The 19976-nt window shown below is 67.7% G+C and carries 19 protein-coding genes and 2 riboswitches; of the genes, 11 read left to right on the top strand and 8 right to left on the bottom strand.

The features are described from left to right. Positions 1-27 precede the first annotated feature (27 nt). Complete coding sequence (locus AC1DBX_RS15950) at positions 28-708, bottom strand: histidine phosphatase family protein (protein WP_476932209.1); 681 nt, start codon at positions 706-708, stop codon at positions 28-30. A gap of 100 nt (positions 709-808) precedes the next feature. Here AC1DBX_RS15950 and AC1DBX_RS15955 point away from each other — a divergent pair, with 100 nt between their 5' ends. Next, the gene (locus AC1DBX_RS15955) at positions 809-1576 is read left to right on the top strand and encodes a CPBP family intramembrane glutamic endopeptidase (protein ID WP_079551520.1); all 768 of its coding nucleotides are present in this window, start codon (positions 809-811) and stop codon (positions 1574-1576) included. 111 nt (positions 1577-1687) lie between these two features. Here AC1DBX_RS15955 and AC1DBX_RS15960 read toward each other — a convergent pair whose 3' ends face one another. Continuing rightward, complete coding sequence (locus AC1DBX_RS15960; protein ID WP_223914077.1) at positions 1688-2326, bottom strand: VOC family protein; 639 nt, start codon at positions 2324-2326, stop codon at positions 1688-1690. Positions 2327-2495: 169 nt separating this feature from the next. After that, positions 2496-2611, top strand: a riboswitch (SAM riboswitch). A 61-nt stretch (positions 2612-2672) separates the two neighbouring features. Between AC1DBX_RS15960 and AC1DBX_RS15965 the strand changes: the two genes are divergently transcribed. The 3 genes from AC1DBX_RS15965 (at position 2673) to AC1DBX_RS15975 (ending at position 6988) form a co-directional block, all read left to right on the top strand. Beyond that, on the top strand, positions 2673-3989 hold the full coding sequence (locus AC1DBX_RS15965) for a bifunctional o-acetylhomoserine/o-acetylserine sulfhydrylase (RefSeq protein WP_476872750.1): 1317 nt from the start codon (positions 2673-2675) through the stop codon (positions 3987-3989). A gap of 183 nt (positions 3990-4172) precedes the next feature. Next, positions 4173-4288, top strand: a riboswitch (SAM riboswitch). Between the two features lie 11 nt (positions 4289-4299). Continuing rightward, entirely contained in the window at positions 4300-5439 is a 1140-nt protein-coding gene (gene metX, locus AC1DBX_RS15970; RefSeq protein WP_476872751.1) for a homoserine O-acetyltransferase MetX, read from the top strand. Positions 5440-5605: 166 nt separating this feature from the next. Then, the gene (locus tag AC1DBX_RS15975) at positions 5606-6988 is read left to right on the top strand and encodes an MFS transporter (protein WP_476856488.1); all 1383 of its coding nucleotides are present in this window, start codon (positions 5606-5608) and stop codon (positions 6986-6988) included. 139 nt (positions 6989-7127) lie between these two features. Here AC1DBX_RS15975 and AC1DBX_RS15980 read toward each other — a convergent pair whose 3' ends face one another. Continuing rightward, a complete protein-coding gene (locus AC1DBX_RS15980) occupies positions 7128-8027 on the bottom strand; it encodes a LysR family transcriptional regulator (protein WP_223914225.1) in 900 nt (299 codons plus the stop codon). A 201-nt stretch (positions 8028-8228) separates the two neighbouring features. Here AC1DBX_RS15980 and mmsB point away from each other — a divergent pair, with 201 nt between their 5' ends. The 3 genes from mmsB (at position 8229) to AC1DBX_RS15995 (ending at position 11371) form a co-directional block, all read left to right on the top strand. Continuing rightward, complete coding sequence (gene mmsB / locus AC1DBX_RS15985) at positions 8229-9131, top strand: 3-hydroxyisobutyrate dehydrogenase (RefSeq protein ID WP_243179644.1); 903 nt, start codon at positions 8229-8231, stop codon at positions 9129-9131. A 53-nt stretch (positions 9132-9184) separates the two neighbouring features. Beyond that, positions 9185-10669: a CoA-acylating methylmalonate-semialdehyde dehydrogenase gene (locus AC1DBX_RS15990; RefSeq protein WP_476932210.1), complete on the top strand. Its 1485-nt coding sequence runs from the start codon at positions 9185-9187 to the stop codon at positions 10667-10669. A 135-nt stretch (positions 10670-10804) separates the two neighbouring features. Next, positions 10805-11371 (top strand): isochorismatase family protein, encoded by a 567-nt coding sequence (locus tag AC1DBX_RS15995; protein ID WP_476856486.1) that lies wholly within the window; start codon positions 10805-10807, stop codon positions 11369-11371. Here the strand turns inward: AC1DBX_RS15995 and AC1DBX_RS16000 are convergent. Continuing rightward, complete coding sequence (locus AC1DBX_RS16000) at positions 11368-11949, bottom strand: hypothetical protein (protein ID WP_476932217.1); 582 nt, start codon at positions 11947-11949, stop codon at positions 11368-11370. The genes AC1DBX_RS15995 and AC1DBX_RS16000 overlap by 4 nt on opposite strands. 113 nt (positions 11950-12062) lie before the next feature. Next, the gene (locus AC1DBX_RS16005; RefSeq protein WP_476871597.1) at positions 12063-12935 is read right to left on the bottom strand and encodes an SGNH/GDSL hydrolase family protein; all 873 of its coding nucleotides are present in this window, start codon (positions 12933-12935) and stop codon (positions 12063-12065) included. 94 nt (positions 12936-13029) lie between these two features. Between AC1DBX_RS16005 and AC1DBX_RS16010 the strand changes: the two genes are divergently transcribed. Next, the gene (locus AC1DBX_RS16010) at positions 13030-13686 is read left to right on the top strand and encodes an alpha/beta hydrolase (protein ID WP_476871577.1); all 657 of its coding nucleotides are present in this window, start codon (positions 13030-13032) and stop codon (positions 13684-13686) included. Positions 13687-13732: 46 nt separating this feature from the next. On the opposite strand, the gene AC1DBX_RS16015 is transcribed toward AC1DBX_RS16010, so the two are convergent. After that, on the bottom strand, positions 13733-13969 hold the full coding sequence (locus tag AC1DBX_RS16015; protein WP_018774572.1) for an RNA-binding S4 domain-containing protein: 237 nt from the start codon (positions 13967-13969) through the stop codon (positions 13733-13735). Between the two features lie 33 nt (positions 13970-14002). Between AC1DBX_RS16015 and AC1DBX_RS16020 the strand changes: the two genes are divergently transcribed. The 3 genes from AC1DBX_RS16020 (at position 14003) to AC1DBX_RS16030 (ending at position 17486) form a co-directional block, all read left to right on the top strand. Further along, on the top strand, positions 14003-14968 hold the full coding sequence (locus AC1DBX_RS16020) for a DMT family transporter (protein WP_476932211.1): 966 nt from the start codon (positions 14003-14005) through the stop codon (positions 14966-14968). Positions 14969-15090: 122 nt separating this feature from the next. Then, positions 15091-16476, top strand: coding sequence for a glycine--tRNA ligase (locus AC1DBX_RS16025; RefSeq protein WP_028278290.1), 1386 nt, complete (start codon positions 15091-15093; stop codon positions 16474-16476). A 2-nt stretch (positions 16477-16478) separates the two neighbouring features. Then, entirely contained in the window at positions 16479-17486 is a 1008-nt protein-coding gene (locus AC1DBX_RS16030; protein WP_476849380.1) for a GNAT family N-acetyltransferase, read from the top strand. Between the two features lie 82 nt (positions 17487-17568). Here AC1DBX_RS16030 and AC1DBX_RS16035 read toward each other — a convergent pair whose 3' ends face one another. Next, positions 17569-19008: a short-chain fatty acid transporter gene (locus AC1DBX_RS16035; protein ID WP_476932212.1), complete on the bottom strand. Its 1440-nt coding sequence runs from the start codon at positions 19006-19008 to the stop codon at positions 17569-17571. A 70-nt stretch (positions 19009-19078) separates the two neighbouring features. Next, positions 19079-19936, bottom strand: coding sequence for a lysophospholipid acyltransferase family protein (locus AC1DBX_RS16040; RefSeq protein ID WP_476932218.1), 858 nt, complete (start codon positions 19934-19936; stop codon positions 19079-19081). Between the last annotated feature and the right edge of the window lie 40 nt (positions 19937-19976).

A 19976-nucleotide genomic window follows, 5' to 3' on the forward strand; every position in this document is an offset into this window, starting at 1 on the left:
GCTGGCTCCGGCCCCGGACGGGCCGCCCTAGAACATCATGGGCGGTGCGTCGAGGACGGTCTCGTCCACGCGCCTCTTCTCCCACTGCGTGAAGGGCTTGTCGAGCTCGTACTTGCCGTGCGAGGTGCGCAGCAGGGTGCGGACCTCGGCGTTCTCGGGGTTGTTCAGGGACTCGAAATATTCCACCGACCAGTGGAACCAGCGCATGCAGAACAGCCGCATGGTCAATCCGTGCGTCACAAACAGCGCGTTCGGGGCATAGCCGGGCCGGGACCAGTGCCGGTGCAGGGTTTCCATGAAGGAAGAAATCCTGTCATACACATCGGAACCGGACTCGCCCTCGCGGAAGCGGTAGAAGAAGTGCCCGTAGGCGTTGCGGAGCTCCTTCTGGTCCTCGATGTCGCCGGCGATCTGAAAGTTGGCCCAGTCCTGTTCGCGCAGGCGCGGTTCCTCGATCACCCGCTCCACGAGCGGGCCGAGATTCAGCGCCTCGAGGGTCTGGTAGGCGCGCAGGTAAGGGGAGACGTAGACGCACACCGGGCGGCCGTCCAGCTGGCGCCGGACCTCGTCCCCGGCCGCGGTGGCCTGCTCCAGGCCCAGCGCGGTCAACGGGATCCGGTAGTCCGGAACACGGTTGTAGATCGAGGTGTCGGCATTGGCGGCAGACTGGCCGTGCCGGATCATGATGATTTTCCGGGGCGCACTCATAATCCCCAAGCATAGGGCTCCTAAAAAGCCGGGGGTGCCGGCGCGGCCGGCACCATGCGGGCACCAGCAAACTATCGGCAAGTGCAGGCAAGATAGAACCATGTTGGTTCCCTCCCGCCGTCGGCTGCGGTTCGAAGTGTTGATTGTCCTGGGGTTGTCACTCGGGCAGTCCGCGATCTACTCCCTGGTGCAGTTGCTGGACAAGATGACCACGGCGCCGCTGGCCCAGGGGACATCCACCCTGAATCGCTCACAGAGCGCACGCGAATACTTCGACCTCACCTACCAGTTGCTGGACATCATCTTCGCCCTGGTCCCGGTGGCCCTCGTGATCTATTTCCTCACCGAACACTGGCCGGCCGGTGAGCGCGGAACCTCGGCGTTCCGAAGGATCGGCTTCGACTTCGCCCGGCCCGGCAAGGACCTCCTGCAGGGTCTCGGACTCGCCGCGCTCATCGGCATTCCGTCCCTGGGGCTCTACGCCGCCGGCCGGGCGCTGGGGATCACGACGGCGATCATCCCCAGCGCCCTGGACGCATACTGGTGGACCGTGCCGGTGCTGGTCCTGTCCGCGATCCGGCACGCGGTGGTCGAGGAAGTGATTGTGGTGGCGTACCTGCTGGACCGGCTCGGGAAACTGGGCTGGAGCGTGCCGGCGGCCATCGCCGCCAGCGCCCTGCTCCGCGGCAGCTATCACCTGTACCAGGGGTTCGGGCCGTTCATCGGCAACGCGGTGATGGGCGTCGTCTTCGCGCTGGTCTACACGCGGACCAAACGGGTGATGCCGCTGGTGATCGCCCACGCCATCCTGGACACCGTGGCGTTCGTGGGGTTCAGCCTGTTCGGCAAGGCAGTGGGCCTGGGCTGAGTTCCCCGCGTTGCTTTTAGGAGCAGGCCTTAAATGATCTCGGCCGCCGTCTCCTAGGTGACATCGTTGGCACCTAAGAGATGGCGGCCGAAGCGTGGGGCGGGTGGAGCGTTAGATCGTGACCGCTCCGGAGGCGGTCTCGAAGGTGACAGAGAGGATGCCGGGAGTACCGTGCGGCGCGATCCAGTTCACGGCGACGTCTTCCAGCGGCTTTTCAACCGGTTCGCCCAGCCACTCCGTGACGCGCTCGGCCGAACCGGCAATGGTCAGTGCGGACATCTTGACATCGCTCGCGTAGGCGTTGGACGGGTGCAACTCCGGGTCACCCTCCCACTTGAGCATGTATGGCACCTGCGGGTCGGCGATGAGCCCCAGGATGCCGATCTGCTTCCAGACCAGTTCGCGGCCGTCGGGAAACTTCCGGTTGCCGTTGACGGCGGCGCGGCCGAGCCGCTCCTCGAACGGGGCCAGGTCGTCAACCTCGACGCACCAGCCCATCCAGCCGCCGCCGGCCTCGGAGCGTGCCCGGACGGCCTGGCCGAACGGGGCCTTGTCGGAAGCCGGGTGGTTCAGGACCTCCACGACTTCCAGGTACTTGTGTCCCGCGAGCGGGATAATCATGTTGCGTGTCCCGAAACGGGGGTGCACTCCACCCTTCACGGCTTCAACGCCGAGGGCAGACGCAATACGTTCAGTGGTGGCTGCCAAGCCATCGTGTTCACAGGCGTAAGAGACGTGATCCATGCGCATGCCATCATCTTGGCACTTTGTGATGGACCTCTCAGCTTAGGCTCCCCTAACCGTCATGGGACGTCCTGGGGCGCGGAACGCGGCGCCCCGGATGCTCCGTCACGGCGGCCGTCTTCATCTTCGTCACAAAGCTATCCAGGGCTCCGCCGCCATTCCTACACTGAAGTCAGGTCATGAGTGCCAGCGCACAGCCCCGGCTTGCTGGCCGGCAACCCTCGTATCGCGGTGGGGTGCCCCGGGTGAAGACCTGGCCGTCCGGCGCCCGCCGGAGGGCAAGCGCGGCGCCTGTTCCGGTTCGGGCCGAAAGCCCAGGCCGGTGCTGTGCCCAGTGACTCGAGGAGCACCAATGTCCAACGCCTGGTCCTTTGAAACCCGCCAGATCCACGCCGGCCAGGAGCCGGACAGCGCCACGGGCGCGCGTTCCCTGCCTATCTACCAGACGACGTCGTTCGTGTTCCCCAGCGCCGAAAGCGCCGCGAACCGCTTTGCGCTCGCCGAGCTCGCGCCCATCTACACCCGGATCGGCAACCCGACCCAGGACGCCGTCGAACAGCGCGTCGCCAGCCTGGAAGGCGGTCTCGCGGCGCTGCTGCTCAGCTCCGGCCAGGCCGCCGAGACGTTCGCCATCCTCAATATCGCCGAGGCCGGGGACCATGTGGTGGCCAGCCCGAGCCTCTATGGCGGAACCTACAACCTGCTCGCGCACACGCTGAAGAAGTTCGGCATCTCCGTGACCTTCGTGGCGGACCCGGACAACCTGGACCAGTGGCGGGATGCCGTCCAGCCCAACACCAAGCTGTTCTTCGGCGAAGTGGTCTCCAACCCCCGCCAGGACGTCCTGGACATCGAGGGCGTCTCCCGCGTGGCGCACGAGGCCGGCGTGCCGCTGGTGGTCGACAACACGCTCTCCACCCCCTACCTGATCCGGCCGATCGAGTGGGGCGCGGACATCGTGGTCCATTCCGCCACCAAGTACCTCGGCGGGCACGGCGCCGCGATCGCCGGCGTGATCGTGGACTCCGGCAACTTCGACTTTGGGAAGGACCCGGAGCGGTTCCCCGGCTTCAACACCCCGGACCCCACCTACAACGGCCTGGTCTACGCCCGCGACCTCGGAGCCGACGGCGCGCTGGGCGCGAATCTCTCCTACATCCTCAAGGCCCGGGTCCAGCTCCTGCGCGACCTCGGCTCCGCGGTGTCCCCGTTCAACGCCTTCCTCATCGCCCAGGGCATCGAAACGCTGAGCCTGCGCGTCGAGCGCCACGTGGCCAACGCCACGAAGGTGGCGCACTGGCTGGAGGGGCGGAACGACGTCGAATCGGTCGCCTACGCCGGGCTGCCGTCCAGCCCCTGGTACGAGCGCGGCCGCAAGTACGGGCCCAAGGGGACCGGCGCCGTCGTGGCGTTCAACATTGCAGGGGGAGCGGAGGCCGGCAAGCGGTTCGTCGATGCCCTCGAACTGCACTCGCACGTCGCGAACATCGGCGATGTCCGGTCGCTGGTGATCCATCCGGCGTCGACCACCCACAGCCAGCTCTCGCCCGAACAGCAGGTGATCGCCGGGGTGAACCCCGGGCTGGTGCGGCTTTCGGTGGGGCTGGAGCACATTGACGACATCCTCGCGGACCTCGACGCCGGATTCCGCGCGGCCAAGTCCGCCTAGGCCGAAGCCCACGCCGAATTTCCCCACCTTTACGGGCATGACACCGGGAATCGCCGGCACTCCTGGGCGACCCGCCAGTCACGGCTGTCAAAGGTGGGGAGTCTGCGGTGCTGACGGGTCCGGCTGTCACATGGAAGTCATAATCTTCGTCATTTCCGCACCCCGTTTCGTAGACTCGTACCAGGTCATGAGTGCCAGCGACAGCCCCGGCTTGCTGGCCGGCAACCCTCCTTTTGCGGCGGGGTGCCCCGGGTGAAGACCTGGCCTGCCGGTCAGCTGACGGCGGGCAAGCGCGAAGATAGGTCCTCACATGACGATTGCCGTCACCCGCACGGGTGTTCCCGAAACCAAACCATCCCGGACCCCTGACGGGACCGTCCAGTTCGTCAGGATCGGTGATCTGCAGCTCGAATCCGGGACTCCGTTGCCGGATGTGGTGCTCGCCTACGAGACGTGGGGGACCCTGAACGCGGACGCCTCCAACGCCGTGCTCATTGAACACGCCCTGACCGGCGACACACACGTGACCCGCGGCGAGAGCGGGGAGCCCGGCTGGTGGGAACAGCTCGCCGGACCCGGGGCTCCCGTGGACACGGACAAGTATTTCGTCGTTTCGATCAACATCCTGGGCGGCTGCTACGGATCCACCGGGCCTTCCACCCCGGCCCCCGACGGGCGCCCTTGGGGATCGCGGTTCCCGCTGGTCACCCTGCGGGACACCGCCGCCGCCGAGGCGCGGCTGGCCGATGCCCTGGGCATCGGCAGCTGGTACGCGGTGCTGGGCGGCTCGCTCGGCGGCGCGCGCGCCCTTGAATGGGCCGTCACGTTTCCCGGCCGGGTCCGGCGCTGCGCCGTGATTTCCGTCGGCGCCAGCAGCACCGCCGAACAGATTGCCTTCGCGCAGGCCCAGACGCTGGCCATCCGCCAGGACCCCCACTTCAAGGGCGGGGACTACTACGGCGGCCCGGAACCCGAAGCAGGGCTCGCCCTCGCCCGGCGCATCGCGCACATCACCTACCGCTCAGCGGCCGAACTGGACGGCCGGTTTGGCCGCAACGCCCAGGAGTCCGAGACGCCCCTGGAAGCCGGATCGCTGGCCGGACGCGGGCGCTACCAGGTGGAAAGCTACCTGGACCACCAGGGCAGCAAACTGGCCCGGCGTTTCGACGCGAACAGCTACATCGCGATCACCGAAGCCCTCATGAGCCACGATGTGTGCCGGGGGCGCGGAAGCCTCGGGGAGGCACTGGCTCCGGCCACCGCCGAGTTCCTGGTGGCGGCCGTGGACTCGGACCGCCTGTATTTCCCGGCCCAGTCCCGTCAACTGGCAGAGGCCCTGCCGGGCGGCCCGGAACTGCACATCATTGAAGCGCCGATCGGCCACGACGGCTTCCTGACCGAAATCGGCCAGCTCAGCGGGCAGCTTCGGGGGACCTTCTTCGGCCACTAGGCCGGCCCGCTTGTGCATTTTTGCAGATGCGCTCTGCACTAATGGCCGTTGAGGCTCAGGGCGGGAGCGTCCATACTCATGGGGAATGACGCCATGTGCCCTACATCACGGGCGTCCTCAGTCCAATGGTCCGCAGGGTGTCGAAGGCGACACCGAAGGAGTTCACATGAGCACGGAAAACGCCGCGACAACGCGCGCAGACGAGCCGGACGTCAAAACGTCCGGACTGAAGAAGGTAGTAACGGCCTCCATGGCCGGCACGGTGGTGGAGTGGTATGAATTCTTCCTCTACGCCTCCGCCGCCACGCTGGTCTTCGGCAAGACGTTCTTCCCCAATTCGGGCACCGAACTCGACGGCATTATCGCCGCGTTCCTGACCTACGCCGTCGGATTCGTCGCCCGCCCGATCGGCGGCATCGTCTTCGGCCACTTCGGCGACAAGTTCGGCCGCAAGCAGCTGCTCCAGGTCAGCATCCTCCTGGTGGGCGTTTCCACCTTCCTGATGGGCTGCCTGCCCACCTTCGCGCAGATCGGCTACTGGGCCCCGGCACTGCTGGTCTTCCTGCGCTTCGCCCAGGGCTTCGCCGTCGGCGGCGAATGGGGCGGCGCCGTCCTCCTCGTCGCCGAGCACAGCCCCAGCAAGTCCCGCGGGTTCTGGGCCAGCTGGCCCCAGTCCGCCGTTCCGCTCGGCAACCTGCTCGCCACCGCCGTGCTGTTCACGCTGTCCTCCGTGCTGTCCTCCGCCGACTTCCTCAGCTGGGGCTGGCGCGTCGCCTTCTGGCTCTCCGCCGTGATCGTGCTGGTCGGCTACTACATCCGCACCAAGGTCCAGGACGCCCCCATCTTCCTGGAGGCCCAAAAGGAAGTCGAGGTTGAGAACAAGGGCTACGGCGTGGCCGAAGTATTCCGCCGCTACCCGCGCGGCGTCTTCACCGCGATGGGCCTGCGCTTCGCCGAGAACATCCTCTACTACCTCGTGGTCACGTTCTCGATCACGTACCTGAAGGTCGTCGTCCAGACGGACACCTCGCGGATCCTGCTGCTGCTGCTCGTGGCGCACCTCGTCCACTTCGCCGTGATTCCGATGGTCGGCAGGCTCTCGGACAACGTCGGCCGCAAGCCCGTCTACATGGCCGGCGCCATCCTCGGCGGCACGTGGGGCTTCTTCGCCTTCCCGATGATGGATACCAAGAACGACTTCATCATCCTCGCTGCGATCACCATCGGCCTGCTGTTCCACTCCCTGATGTACGCCGGCCAGCCGGCGCTCATGGCCGAAATGTTCCCGACCCGGATGCGCTACTCCGGTGTCTCGCTGGGCTACCAGGTCACCTCGATTGTGGCCGGTTCGCTGGCTCCGATCATCGCCGTCGCGCTCCTGAGCCAGTACAAGTCCTCGGTCCCGGTCGCCATCTACCTCCTCGGCGCCTGTGTGGTCACTTTGGTTGCGGTGTTCTTCCTGAAGGAAACCCGCGGCATTTCTCTCCGCGACGTCGACGCCGCCGACGCCCGTGGCACCGCCGACCTCCTCGCCGCCAGCAAGCGGTAATCCTCACCGGCCTCACCAGACCCGGTGGGGGCAGACTGCCCGGATCCGCGCACCGCGCGGACCCGGGCAGTCTGCGTTAACGCGGCAGGTCAACGCGGCAGGCTAACGCCGCAGGCACCAGTCCGGCTGCGCTGGCGCCTCAGGCGGACAGCACATCCTGCCGCTCCCGGATTTCGCCGCGAATCGCCTCCAGCACGGCACGGACCGGGGCCGAACGCAGCGCCTCGGGCCGGGCCACAGCCCAGATGGGCAGCTGGCGCTGGAAGTCGTCCGGCAGGACGGGCAGAAATTCCGGCCGGCCCGCCACGAGGAAATTGGGGAGCAGGCCTATCCCGGCGCCCCGCCGGACGGCCTCCAGCTGGGCGAAGACGCTTGTGGCCTGGAAGCTGGACCGCGGCACCGGCAGCTGCGTTGAACGGTGGCCCAGCTCGGCGACCTGGAGCGCCGATTCCACGTAGGAGACAAAGCCGTGTTGCCGGACGTCGTCGAGCGTTGCCGGAAGCCCGTGCTCCTGCGCATAGCCGGGACTGGCGTACAGCCTGAGGAAATAGTTGCTCAGGAAGATGGCGCGGGCGGTGGTGGTGTCCATGTTGCCCACCACCACTTCCAGGTCCACGCCGGAGCGGTTTTGGCTTACCTTGCGGGTGGCGCTGAGCAGTTCGACGTTGAGCAGCGGATTCGCCCGCTGCAGCCGCACGAGGGCCGGGGCCAGGAATTCGGCGCCGAAGCCGTCCGGGGTGCTAATCCGGACCAGGCCGGAGACCACGTCGCCGGAGCGGGCAATGCTGCTGGAGAGGGCACCGAGAGTGCCCTCGATGGCTTCCGCCGCCGCGACCGCCTGGCTGCCGAGTTCGGTCAGCTCCCAGCCGTGCGGGCTGCGTTCGAGCGTCCGGCCGCCGAGCTGTTTGTCGAGGGCCAGGACGCGGCGGGAAATGGTGGTGTGGGTGGTGCCGAGCGTCTCGGCCACGGCGTTGAACCTGCCCAGTCGTGCCACGGTCAGCAGGATCAGCAGGTCGTCGGGGCTCGGAAGCCGACGCAAGTCCACTATTGTCCCCCTCTGCAGCGAGTGTGGCGGAGCCAGAGCCATGATTGTGCATCTGTGCACATGGCATCTGTGATTTTTTACCTTGATTGCACTCTAACAGGGTGTGATGGTGGACACCGGGGCGCCGGAGTTTCGGCTTTCACGCCGGAGCGCGTCGAGGCGCCCGGCAGCACATCAAGCAAAGGAGCTTAAGCCATGGCAGTCATCGCCTGGATCGGACTCGGAAACATGGGCGGATCCATGTCCGTCAACCTCTCAAACGCCGGACACGAAGTCCGTGGCTTCGACCTCAACAGCGCAGCCGTTGCCGCTGCCGAGGCCGGGGGAGTCAAGGCCGCCGGCAGCATCGCCGAGGCCGTCGCCGGCGCCGACGTCGTCTTCACCATGCTCCCCAAAGGTGAGCACGCCCGCGCCGTGTACCTCGGCCAGGACGGCGTCCTTGCCCACGCGGACACCCGGACCCTCCTGGTGGATTCCTCCACCATTGACATCGCCTCCGCGCAGGCCCTGCACGACGCCGCCGCTGCCGCCGGCTTCCGCTTCGTCGACGCACCCGTCTCCGGCGGCATGAGCGGCGCGAAGGCCGCCACGCTGACGTTCATGATCGGCGGCGAGGCCGGCGCCGTCGCCGACGCCACCGAATACATCCGCCCCATGGCCGCGAACATCATCCCCACCGGCGGCGCCACCACCGGCCAGGCCGCGAAGATCTGCAACAACCTCATGCTCTTCATCAACCTCGCCTCCACCGCCGAGGGCGCGGTCCTGGCCGAGCGGCTCGGCTTGGACAAGCAGGTCTTCTGGGACATCGCGTCGGTCTCCTCCGGCGACAGCTGGGCGCTGCGCACCTGGTACCCCGTGGCCGGCGTCGTGCCGACCGCCGCGTCCAACAACGACTTCGCCCCGACATTCACCACCGAACTGGCCAACAAGGACATCGGCCTGGCCATCAGCGCCGCGCGGGACACCGGCACCCCGCTGGAACTCGGCGAGCACGTCCAGCAGCTTTTCCAGCGCCTCATCGACTCCGGCCAGTCCGGCCAGGACTGCTCGATGATCGTCAAGCTCGTCGACGGCACCCTCGAGTCCGCCAACTAGCCCCCCACGGCCCTGCCCTTCACGGCCCTGCCCCTCACGAAAGAGACCCACCCATGGAACGCATCCCGCACTTCATCAACGGCGCCCTGATCTCCGACGCCGAGCGCTTCGGCCCCGTGTTCAACCCGGCCACCGGCGAGCAGGAGAAAGAGGTCGCCCTGGCCTCCGCCGCCCGCGTCGAGGAGGCCATCGAGGCCGCCCGCGCCGCCCTGCCCGGCTGGCGCGCCACGAGCCTGGCCAGGCGCACCGCCATCTTCTTCAAGGTCCGTGAACTGCTCATGCAGCGCCGGCCCGAACTCGCGGCCCTGCTCACCAGCGAGCACGGCAAGGTCCTCTCGGATGCGGAAGGTGAAATCACCCGCGGCCTGGAGAACATCGAATTCGCCACCGGGCTCTCCCACATGCTCAAAGGCGAACGCTCCGAGCAGGTCTCCGGCGGCGTCGATGTCCACTCGGTCCGCCAGCCGGTCGGCGTCGTCACCTGCATCACGCCGTTCAACTTCCCCGCCATGGTGCCGCTGTGGATGATCGGCAGCGCCCTGGCCTGCGGAAACACCGTGCTGCTCAAGCCGAGCGAGAAGGACCCGTCCTCCGCCATCTTCATCGCCCAGGTCTTCGCTGAGGCCGGGCTGCCGGCAGGGGTGCTCAACGTCGTCCACGGCGACAAGGAAGCCGTGGACGTCCTGCTGGAACACCCGGCGGTCAAGGCCATCAGCTTTGTCGGCTCGACGCCGATCGCGCAGTCCATCTACAAGCGCGCCGCTGATCACGGCAAGCGCGTCCAGGCCCTGGGCGGCGCGAAGAACCACATGGTGGTCCTGCCGGACGCGGACCTCAACATGGCCGCGGACGCCGCCGTCTCGGCCGCCTACGGCTCCGCCGGGGAGCGCTGCATGGCAGTCAGCGTCCTCGTCGCGGTCGGCAGCATCGCCGACGACCTCGTGGAGGCGATCACCACCCGCATGTCAGCCCTCACGATCGGCCCGGGCACGGACCCGGCCTCCCAGATGGGTCCGCTCATCACGGCCGAGCACCGCGACAAGGTGGCTTCCTACGTTGCCGGAGCGGCCAACGAGGGCGCCACCGTGGTGGTGGACGGCCGCGAACACTATTTCGACTCCAACGGCTTCTTCATCGGCGTCAGCCTGATCGACCACGTCAAGCCCGGAATGAAGGTCTACGACGACGAGATCTTCGGGCCCGTCCTCTCCGTGGTCCGCGTCGAGACCTACGCCGACGCCGTGAAGCTGGTCAACGACAACGAGTTCGGCAACGGCGTGGCCATCTTTACCCGCGACGGCGGCGCCGCCCGCCAGTTCGAGTTCGACGTCGAGGCCGGCATGGTGGGCGTCAACGTGCCCATCCCGGTGCCGGTGGGCACCTTCTCCTTCGGCGGCTGGAAGAATTCGCTGTTCGGCGACACCCACATGTACGGCCCGGAAAGCATCCGCTTCTACACCCGCGGCAAGGTGGTCACCACCCGCTGGCCGGACCCGTCCACCTCGGTGATCGACCTCGGCTTCCCCCAGGTCGACTGACGCCGCAACCCCCAACAAAAGCAACGCGGGGTCACTTATCGCCCATCCGGCACCGGATCATGGGCCGCAAGTGACCCCGCGTTGTTTGCTGCCTCGGGATTAGAGTGGGCAGAAACCGGGAATGCAGGAGGCATTGTGACCACGCTCGTCAACCGTCCCAACACGGCATTGCTCGTCGTCGATATGCAGATCGGCGTCGTCGCCGAGGCATACCGCCGCGACGACGTCGTCGCAACAATCGCCGCGCTCGTGGACAAGGCCCGCGACGCCGGGGTAGACGTCGTCTGGGTGCAGCACAGCGGTGAGGAACTCCCGCGCGGCAGCGACGGCTGGCAGTACGTGCCGGAGCTCGCACGCCGCAGTTCGGAGCCGCTCGTGGCCAAGGAGTACAGCGACGCCTTCGAGGCCACCGACCTCGAATCCGTGCTGGCCGGGCGCGGCATAGGGCGCTTCTTCCTGGCCGGTGCGCAGACCGACGAGTGCATCCGCTCGACCCTGCACGGCGCGATCACCCGCGGCTACGACGTCACGCTGGTCGCCGACGCACACACCACCGAGGACCTGACCGAGTACGGCGCCCCGCCGCCGGCTCTGGTGGTCGCGCACACCAATCTGTACTGGCAGTACCACAAGGCGCCGGGGCGGACGGCGGGAACCGTCAACGCGGCCGACGTCGAGTTCGCCGGCCCAGCAGGGTCCTAGCCCTTCATGATTTCCGCGCGCTGGGCCATGTAGTCCTCCATGGACAGCTTGCCGTCGGTGTACTGCTGGTCGAGCTCGGCCAGCTTGCGGGCCCGGTAGCCCTGCCCGGCCGACGGCGGCGGCGGAGACTGCGGCGCCTGCGCCTGTCCCGCGCCCGGCGCCGGTTCGTGCCGCTGCGGTTGCGGCGGGTTGTTCAGGTACTCGGGGCTGTCCTCGTAGGGGACGGGCGACTGGTAGCCGACCGGGTTCGGGTACTGCTGGCCGGGGTATGGCTGGTTCGGGAACGGCTGGTTCGGGAACGGCTGGTCCGGAAACCGGGGACTGGGGTATTGCGGGTTGGGATACGGCTCGTTGGCCGGACCCGATTGCTTCGGGCCGCCCAGCTGGCCAAAGCCGCCGAAGTAGTCCTGCTGGGTGTAACCATCACGCGGCTGGTTGCCCTGGCCGGGGTTGTTCTGGCTGCCCGGGAACCGGCCGAACTGTCCCGGAGTGCCCTGGTTCCGGCCGCGGGCAGACCTGCGGTAGAGGCGCATCGCCACGGGAACCAGGAAGGACAACACGATGATCCAGAAGAACATACTGCTCACGGTACTGGGCCTTTCAGCTGCTGGGCCTTCTCATCTGCGGGCTCATCTGTAGGGCCGGAGAAGTGTCCCTCCAGCTTATGCCCCGCAGGCTCAGGCCCGAAGCCTCAGGACCGGACAGCGTCCTCGGCGCCGGGCGGGCCCTCTCCGGAACCAAGCGGAACGCCGGGACCGAACACCGGGCCGGCCAGCGGCCGCTTGGCCGTCATGCCGTCGCCGGAGGAGCGGTGCCGCAGCCGGCGGACCACCCAGGGGACAAAATACTCCCTGGCCCACACCAGGTCCCCGCTGCGCGCCTCGCGCCAACTGCGCTGCGGCAGCGGTTTGGGGGAGAGGGGCTGGAGCGTGTGCTCGACGTTCAGCGAGTCCAGCACCATGGCCGCGATCGTGTGGTGGCCCAGCGGTGAGAAATGCAGCCGGTCGACATTCCACATCTGCGGGTCATTGAGCTGGCGCAGCGACCACATGTCCGCGATCACGGCGTCGTGGCGCGCGGCGATCGTGCGCAGGTTCTCGTTGTAAATGGCCACCTTGCTGCGGATCCGGCCCAGCACCGTGGAGCCGGTATCCGGGCCGTTGAACAGGACGACGGTGGCGCCGCCCAGGCTCAGGATCTGCACCACCGAATCCAGCTTTTCGGCCAGCACGTCCGGATCGCCGCCCGGGCGGATGAGGTCGTTTCCGCCTGCGGAGAGCGTGATGAGGTCCGGTTTGAGGGACAGGCAGTGAGCCATTTGCTGGTCCACGATCTGCTGCAGGAGCCGGCCGCGGACGGCCAGGTTCGCGTAGGCGAAGTCGTTGTGCCCACGGCTGAGTTCCTCGGCCACGCGGTCCGCCCAGCCCCGATGGCCGCCCGGACTGGCCGGTTCCGGGTCGCCGATGCCCTCCGTGAATGAGTCGCCCATCGCCACATACCGGGTCCACGGGTGGGTGACGGTGTCAACGGTGGTCTCGGCTGGGGTGCCCGGTGAATTTTCCATGGGATCGGTTTTGCTCACCCCCTTATCCTGCACTGTTCCCGTTTAGCTGCGCCACCGTAATTTGTTACCGCCGGGTAACTGTAAGAATAGTTCCATGACTCACGCTGACGCCTTCCCCGCCCCTGTCGTCCAATGGTCCCAGCCGGAGCAGGAACGGGCCGGCAAGCCGCTTCTTGTCCTGTTGCACGGCTACGGCGCCAACGAACAGGATCTGCTCAGCCTGGCCGGGATGCTGCCGCAGGAATTCGCGGTGGCCTCGTTGCGCGCCCCGATCGCCATGGGACCGGGCTTCACCTGGTTCCCGCTGACAGGGTCCATTGACTACTCGCTCGACGCCGTCAAGGTCGCCGCAGGCTACGTTCAGGACTGGCTCGACGGCGTCAAAGCCAACCACCCGTCGGTGACGCTGTTGGGGTTCTCGATGGGCATGGCCATGGCCACCACGCTGCTGCGGCAGCGGCCTGCGGACTTTGCCGCCGTCGTCGGGCTGTCAGGTTTTGTCGTCGATGCCGGCGATGACCCCAGCTTCCGCGACGGCGAACTGGACGGCACTGTGCCGCTGTTCTGGGGGCGGGACCAGCAGGACCCCGTGATCACCGAGGACAAGATTGACTACACCGTCGGCTGGGTGCGCAAGCACGTGTTGCTCACCAAGGTCCTCTACACGGGCATGTGGCACGGCATCAACCAGCAGGAGATCGGCCACGTCTCGGAGTTCCTCACGCACGTGGTGCTCAACGCCAAGAAGTAGGCGCCGGGGAGGTTGTGCGCCGGGCGGGCGGCGCCGGGACGGGCGGCTAGGCGGCCGGGGGCGCGCTGATCCGCACGGTCCGGCCGTTCACGGTGACGGTGTCGCCGTCGTGCAGTTGGCGGCCGCGGCGCTCGTCGATTTCGCCGTTGACCTTCACCAGCCCGTTCTTGATCAGTTCCGCGGCCTCCACGCCGTCCTCGACCAGATTCGCAAGTTTCAGCAGCTGGCCCAGCCGGATCATGCTGTCGCGGATAGTGATGTCTTCGAATTCCGGATTGCTCATACAAGCAATAATGCCTGACCTAAGGTGGCACCTATGACCCATCACCGCCGTCTTCCGCTGATCGTCGGCCTGCCCATGGCCGTCGCGACGGGACTGTTCATCCCGATCCAGGGCCGGATCAACGGCGCCCTCGGGGTGGCGCTGGGGGACGGGATCGGTGCCGCCGTCGTCAGCTTCAGCACCGGGCTGCTGGTCATGACGGTCATTTCCCTGGCCTTGCCCCGGGGCCGGGCAGGGCTGGCGCGGATCCTGCCGGCCGTGCGCGAACGGCAGTTTCCGCCGTACTACGTCATGGCCGGCTGCATCGGTGCCCTCTTCGTCTTCGCCCAGTCCTTCACCGTGGGACTGCTCGGCGTCGCCCTCTTCACGGTGGCCGCCGTGACGGGGCAGACCCTCAGCGGCCTGCTGGTGGACCGGATGGGGATCGGACCGGCGGGGAAGAGGCCCATTACCGGCATTCGGGTGCTCGGCAGTGTGCTCACCGTCGCCGCCGTCGCCTGGGCGGTGTCGCCCAGGTTCAGCGCCGGGGAATCCGGGCTGCAGTTGCTGGTTCCCGTGATGCTTCCACTCCTGGCCGGGTTCCTGATGAGTTTCCAGCAGGCCATGAACGGCACAGCCACCGTGCACTACGGCACCCCCATCGCCGCGACACTCGTGAACTTTATCGCCGGAGCGGCCCTGCTGTGGATGGCATGGCTGATCAAACTCGCCGTGGCCGGGGCCGGCAACCCCCTCCCGGCGCAGTGGTGGTACTACCTTGGCGGCCCGCTCGGCTGCATCTTCATCGGCATCGGCGCCCTCCTGGTCCGCAGCCTGGGCGTGCTGGTCACCGGCCTCGGCATGATCGCCGGCCAGCTGCTGGGGTCCCTCGGCCTGGACCTCATATTGCCGGTGCCCGGAACGGTGATCGCCCTCCCGACGGTCCTCGGCACCATCCTGACGCTCGGCGCCATCGTCCTGGCCACCCTGCCCTGGCCCAAGGGCGCGCTGAAGCGGTAGCGGGCCGGTAGGCTTGGAGTTTGCATTGCATTGTTCGTATCGTCCCGGCCGGCAACCAGCCGGCGTCCCGGGGCCAACACCACGGACCGCACCCAGCGGCCCTGTAGAAAATTGGAGTTCCCATGGCAGCAAAATCCGTCCTCGACCAGATCATTTCCCTCGCCAAGCGCCGGGGATTCGTTTTCCAGGCCGGTGAAATCTATGGTGGCTCCCGTTCTGCGTGGGACTACGGCCCGCTCGGCGCCGAGCTCAAGGAAAACATCAAGCGCCAGTGGTGGCAGTCCGTGGTCCGCGGCCGCGACGACGTCGTAGGCCTGGATTCCTCCGTCATCCTGCCCCGTCAGGTGTGGGAGGCCTCCGGCCACGTCGATGTGTTCTCCGACCCGCTGGTGGAGTGCCTGTCCTGCCACAAGCGTTACCGCGCGGACCACCTCGAGGAAGAGTACGAGGAGAAGAAGGGCCGTCCCGCCGAGAACGGCCTCAAGGACATCGCCTGCGCCAACTGCGGCACCCGCGGCCAGTGGACTGAGCCGCATGAATTCTCCGGGCTGCTCAAGACCTACCTTGGCCCCGTCGCCAGCGAAGAAGGCCTGCACTACCTGCGGCCCGAAACGGCCCAGGGCATCTTCGTGAACTTTTCCAACGTCCTGACCACCTCGCGGAAGAAGCCGCCCTTCGGCATCGGCCAGATCGGCAAGTCCTTCCGCAACGAGATCACGCCCGGCAACTTCATCTTCCGCACCCGCGAGTTCGAGCAGATGGAGATGGAATTCTTCGTCGAGCCCGGCACCGACGAGCAGTGGCACGAGTACTGGATGAAGGAACGCATGTCCTGGTACACGGGCCTGGGCATCCGCGAAGAGAACCTGCGCTTCTTCGAGCACCCGCTGGACAAGCTCAGCCACTACTCCAAGGGCACCACGGACATCGAATACCGTTTCGGATTCCAGGGCTCGGAGTGGGGCGAGCTCGAGGGCATCGCCAACCGCACCGACTTTGACCTCTCCACCCACGCCAAGGCCTCCGGCGCGGACCTGAGCTACTTCAACCAGGCCACCAACGAACGCTACACCCCGTATGTGATCGAGCCCGCGGCCGGCCTCACCCGTTCGTTCATGGCCTTCATGATCGATGCCTACACCGAGGACGAGGCCCCCAACGCCAAGGGCGGGGTGGACATCCGCACGGTGCTCAAGCTCGATCCGCGCCTGGCGCCGGTGAAGGCGGCCGTGCTGCCGCTGAGCCGCAACGAGGACCTGTCCCCGAAGGCCAAGGACCTCGCAGCGCAGCTGCGCAAGAGCTGGAACATCGAGTTCGACGACGCCGGCGCCATCGGCCGCCGCTACCGCCGCCAGGACGAGATCGGCACCCCGTTCTGCATCACCGTGGACTTCGACACGCTCGAGGACCAGGCCGTCACCATCCGCGAACGCGACACCATGAGCCAGGAACGCGTCTCCCTGGACAAGGTGGAGGGTTACCTGGCCGCACGGCTGATCGGCGCCTGATCATGGCCATCGCATACCGGGAATGGCGGGAAGGCGACGACCTCGCGCTGCTGGAAATCTGGGGCGGCCCTGAGACCGTCCAGGCCGGACAGTTCCGCGGGACGCTGTCGCCCTCGGGCAATTCCCCGTGGCGCCGCTGCATCGTGGCCGAGGACGTTGTGGACGGTGTCGCCATTCCGGTGGCGGCCGCCGTGGTCCACGAGGCCTCGCTGCACCCTGAACGGCTCTGGGCGTATGTCGAGGTCGCCCGGGACCACCGCCGCGCCGGCCTCGGGTCCACGCTGCTGACCATGCTGCGGCACGAGGCCGCCCAGGCGCCGTCGGGCGTGTCCAGACTGCGCTGCAAAGTGGAGCCGGGCACCCCCGGTGCGGCGTTTGCCGAGGCCGCGGGCCTGGCCCCGATCCAGCGTTCCCGCCTCGTCGTCGTTGACCCGGCTCCGCTCAAGCTGCCGGTGTTCGGCGACGGTTCGGAGTCCGCGGCCACCGACCAGGTCGAAGACCTGGCCACGGGCTCGGTGGAGCTCAGCGACGTCGTGGGACGCTACTACACCGCCGTGCACGGCTGGGACAGCCCGGGGGAGCTGAGCGTCGCCGCGGTGCAGCGCCTGTTCCTCGATGACCTCAGCGGCGCCCACGGAGCGATCGTGCTGCGGGCGCCCAAGGCCAGCGCCTTCGGACACGGCATCGCGGCCAGCCGCAAGGGCCGGCTGGAGGGGTTCGCCGTCAGCTACGCCCAGGGAATTCCGGGAGCCGACGGCGGCGCCGATGCCGGCGCGGCCTCGACCACTGAGCCAACTGAGGTGTTCCTCGGGCACGAGCCCAAGCTTGGCGCGGACGAGGCCAAGGCCGCCGTCCGGGACCTGTTGGCCCTGATCGCTTACCAGCACCCGGTGATGCTCGAACTGGACGACGCAATGACCGCCCTGCGCACCGTCGTCGAACCGCTGCTCGAGAGCGGCAAGGCCCATGTCCAGGGCTCGGAAACGCTCGTCGTCTCCGACCCGGCCTAGGCCTTAACCCGACTGACCCGCAGCTGTAGCCGTATAAAGCTTGATAACGGCCACGGCTGCGGGTCAGTTTGCCTTAAAGCAGCTATTTGGGCATCACCGGCGGCACGAAGTCGAAGGTCATGCCCAGCAGCCAGACGAGCAGCAGGACCACCGGCAGGTGGAAGACGAACTGCAGGAAGGTGAAGCCCACCAGGTCCCGGGCGCGCAGCCGCAGCACCGCGAGCAGCGGCAGCATGAAGAACGGGTTGACCAGGTTCGGCAGCGCCTCGGCGATGTTGTAGATCTGCACGGTCCAGCCGAGGTTCATCTGCACATCGGTGGCCGACTGCATCACGTAGGGCGCCTCCACCAGCCATTTTCCGCCTCCGGAGGGGACCAGGATGCCGAGTACAGCCGTGTACAGGGCAATGACGACGGCGAAGCCGCCGCCGCTGCCGATGTCCGAGAAGAACGCCGCGAGGTGGGTGGAGAGGCTCATGCCACCGGTTCCCGTGGCCTTGGTCAGGATGGCCGCCATCGCCGCATACAGCGGGAACTGCACGAGGATGCCCGCGGTGGCCGGGACGGCCTTCGTCACGGCCTGCAGGAAGTTCCGCGGCGTCCCGTGCAGGACCAGGCCCAGGATGAGGAACACCAGCAGGTAGCCGTTGAGGCTGCTGACCACGCTGAGGAACGGCTTGGTGAGGAACTGCGAGGCGAGCCAGCCGAGCGTGAGGACGCCCGCCAGGATCGGCAGGACCCGGCTGTATTCGAGCCATTCGCCCGGCCGGGAACGCGGCGCGGACTCGGCCGGCTCGTCGTCCAGGTCCACACCCAGGTCCTCTGCGGTGCGGATCGAGCCGCCCTGGGGTGCGGAGAAGTGCGCAATCACGGTGGTCAGGGCCATCAGGATGGCCAGCGTCAGCAGCGACTGCCAGGTAAAGATCGTGGTGCCGAAGTCCAGGATGCCCGTGATCTTCAGCAGCGCCGGCGGCAGCGAAGCGGCCGTGGCCTGCAGCTGCGCGGCAGAGGAGGACAGCCCCAGGGCCCAGACGGCGCCGAGGCCCATGAACGCCGCCGCGCCCAAGGCACGGTAATCCACCGTCAGGTCCTTGCGGCGGGCAATCGCGCGGGCCAGCAGCCCGCCGAAGATCAGGCTGAGCCCCCAGTTGAGGAAGGACACGGACATGGCGAGCACGGCCACGAAGCTCACCGCGGTCCGCGCCGTTGACGGCACGAGCGCCAGCCTGTTGATCAGTCCCGCCACGGGCGGGGAGGTGGCCACGACGTAGCCGGTGAGGACCACCATGGCCATCTGCAGGGTAAAGGCCGTCAGGTCCCAGAAGCCGTTGCCGAACGAGTCGGCGATTGCCTGGGGCGTGGCGCCGATGGCGAGTGCGGCCACCGCGATGATGACGACGCCGGCGAGGGCGAAGATGTAGGCGTCCGGGAACCACCGCTCCGTCCACGCCGCCATTCGTTGGGCTATCCGTGCGAGACCGCGTTCTTCGGTTCCGCTCTTGGTCACGACTGTGCTTGCCACAGGTGTCCCTCTCCATTGAGTGCTTTTTGTACCCCATGGAGTTTAGTCAAGACGATGGCGGAAGTAGGACTTATCGGCGCTTGGCACCTGCGCGCCGGGGGCCGTCGGCCTCGTCGAGCCGGCGTCTTTCCTCCTCAGTCGGGGCGCCGCCGCCGAGACCGGCCGGCATCCACCAGGCCCCGGGGGCCGGTCGCAGGGGGAAGTCGGCGATGCCGGCGTCGATCCCGTCCTGCAGGGTCTTGGCCAGGCGCGCGGTCGCGGTCCGGGCGTCGTCGGACGGGTCCGGGAGCGAGCCCGGAAGGATCGGCTCGCCGACGTGGATGCGGACCGGGGCGCGCCAGGCGCGCCGCGGCGAGAAGGCATGGTGGCGGGTCATCAGCCGGTGGGCGCCCCAGATGGAGACCGGGATGATCGGCACGCCGGCCTCGGAGGCCATCCGCACCGCACCGGTCTTGCATTCGCGCACCGTGAAGCTTCGGCTCACGCCGGCCTCGGGCAGGACGGCGACGTATTCGCCCTCCCTCAGCCGGGCTACGGCGGCGTCGTAAGCGTGTGCTCCCGATCCGTACCCGACCACCACATGCCCGGCGGCGCTGACCGCGGGGCCGGCAAACCAGTGGTCGGCGGCGCCCTGCGTGATGAGGAAACGCAGTTGGGCCCGGTTGTGCCACCACAGCAGCATCTCGGCAAAGGCAAAGTCGAGGTAGCCGAAGTGCGTGATCGCGACCACGGCGCCCTGGCCGGGCACCACCGGGCGGGACGGGAGGCGGGTTGATGCGCTTCGGGTTGAGGCAGTGGGCGGCCCGGGCTGGGGCAGGTGCTCCCGCCCCGTGACGAGGACGCGGATCCGGAACAGCCAGCGCAGCGCCAGCCCGGTGCGGACAATGAAACGGTAGAACCGGTCGCTGGGCTCCGGCCGCCACTTCACGGGCCGCCAGCCCAGCCCGTGCCGGGCACCTGCCGGGCCG

It is taken from the genome of Arthrobacter sp. 10N44_2 (assembly GCF_056394385.1).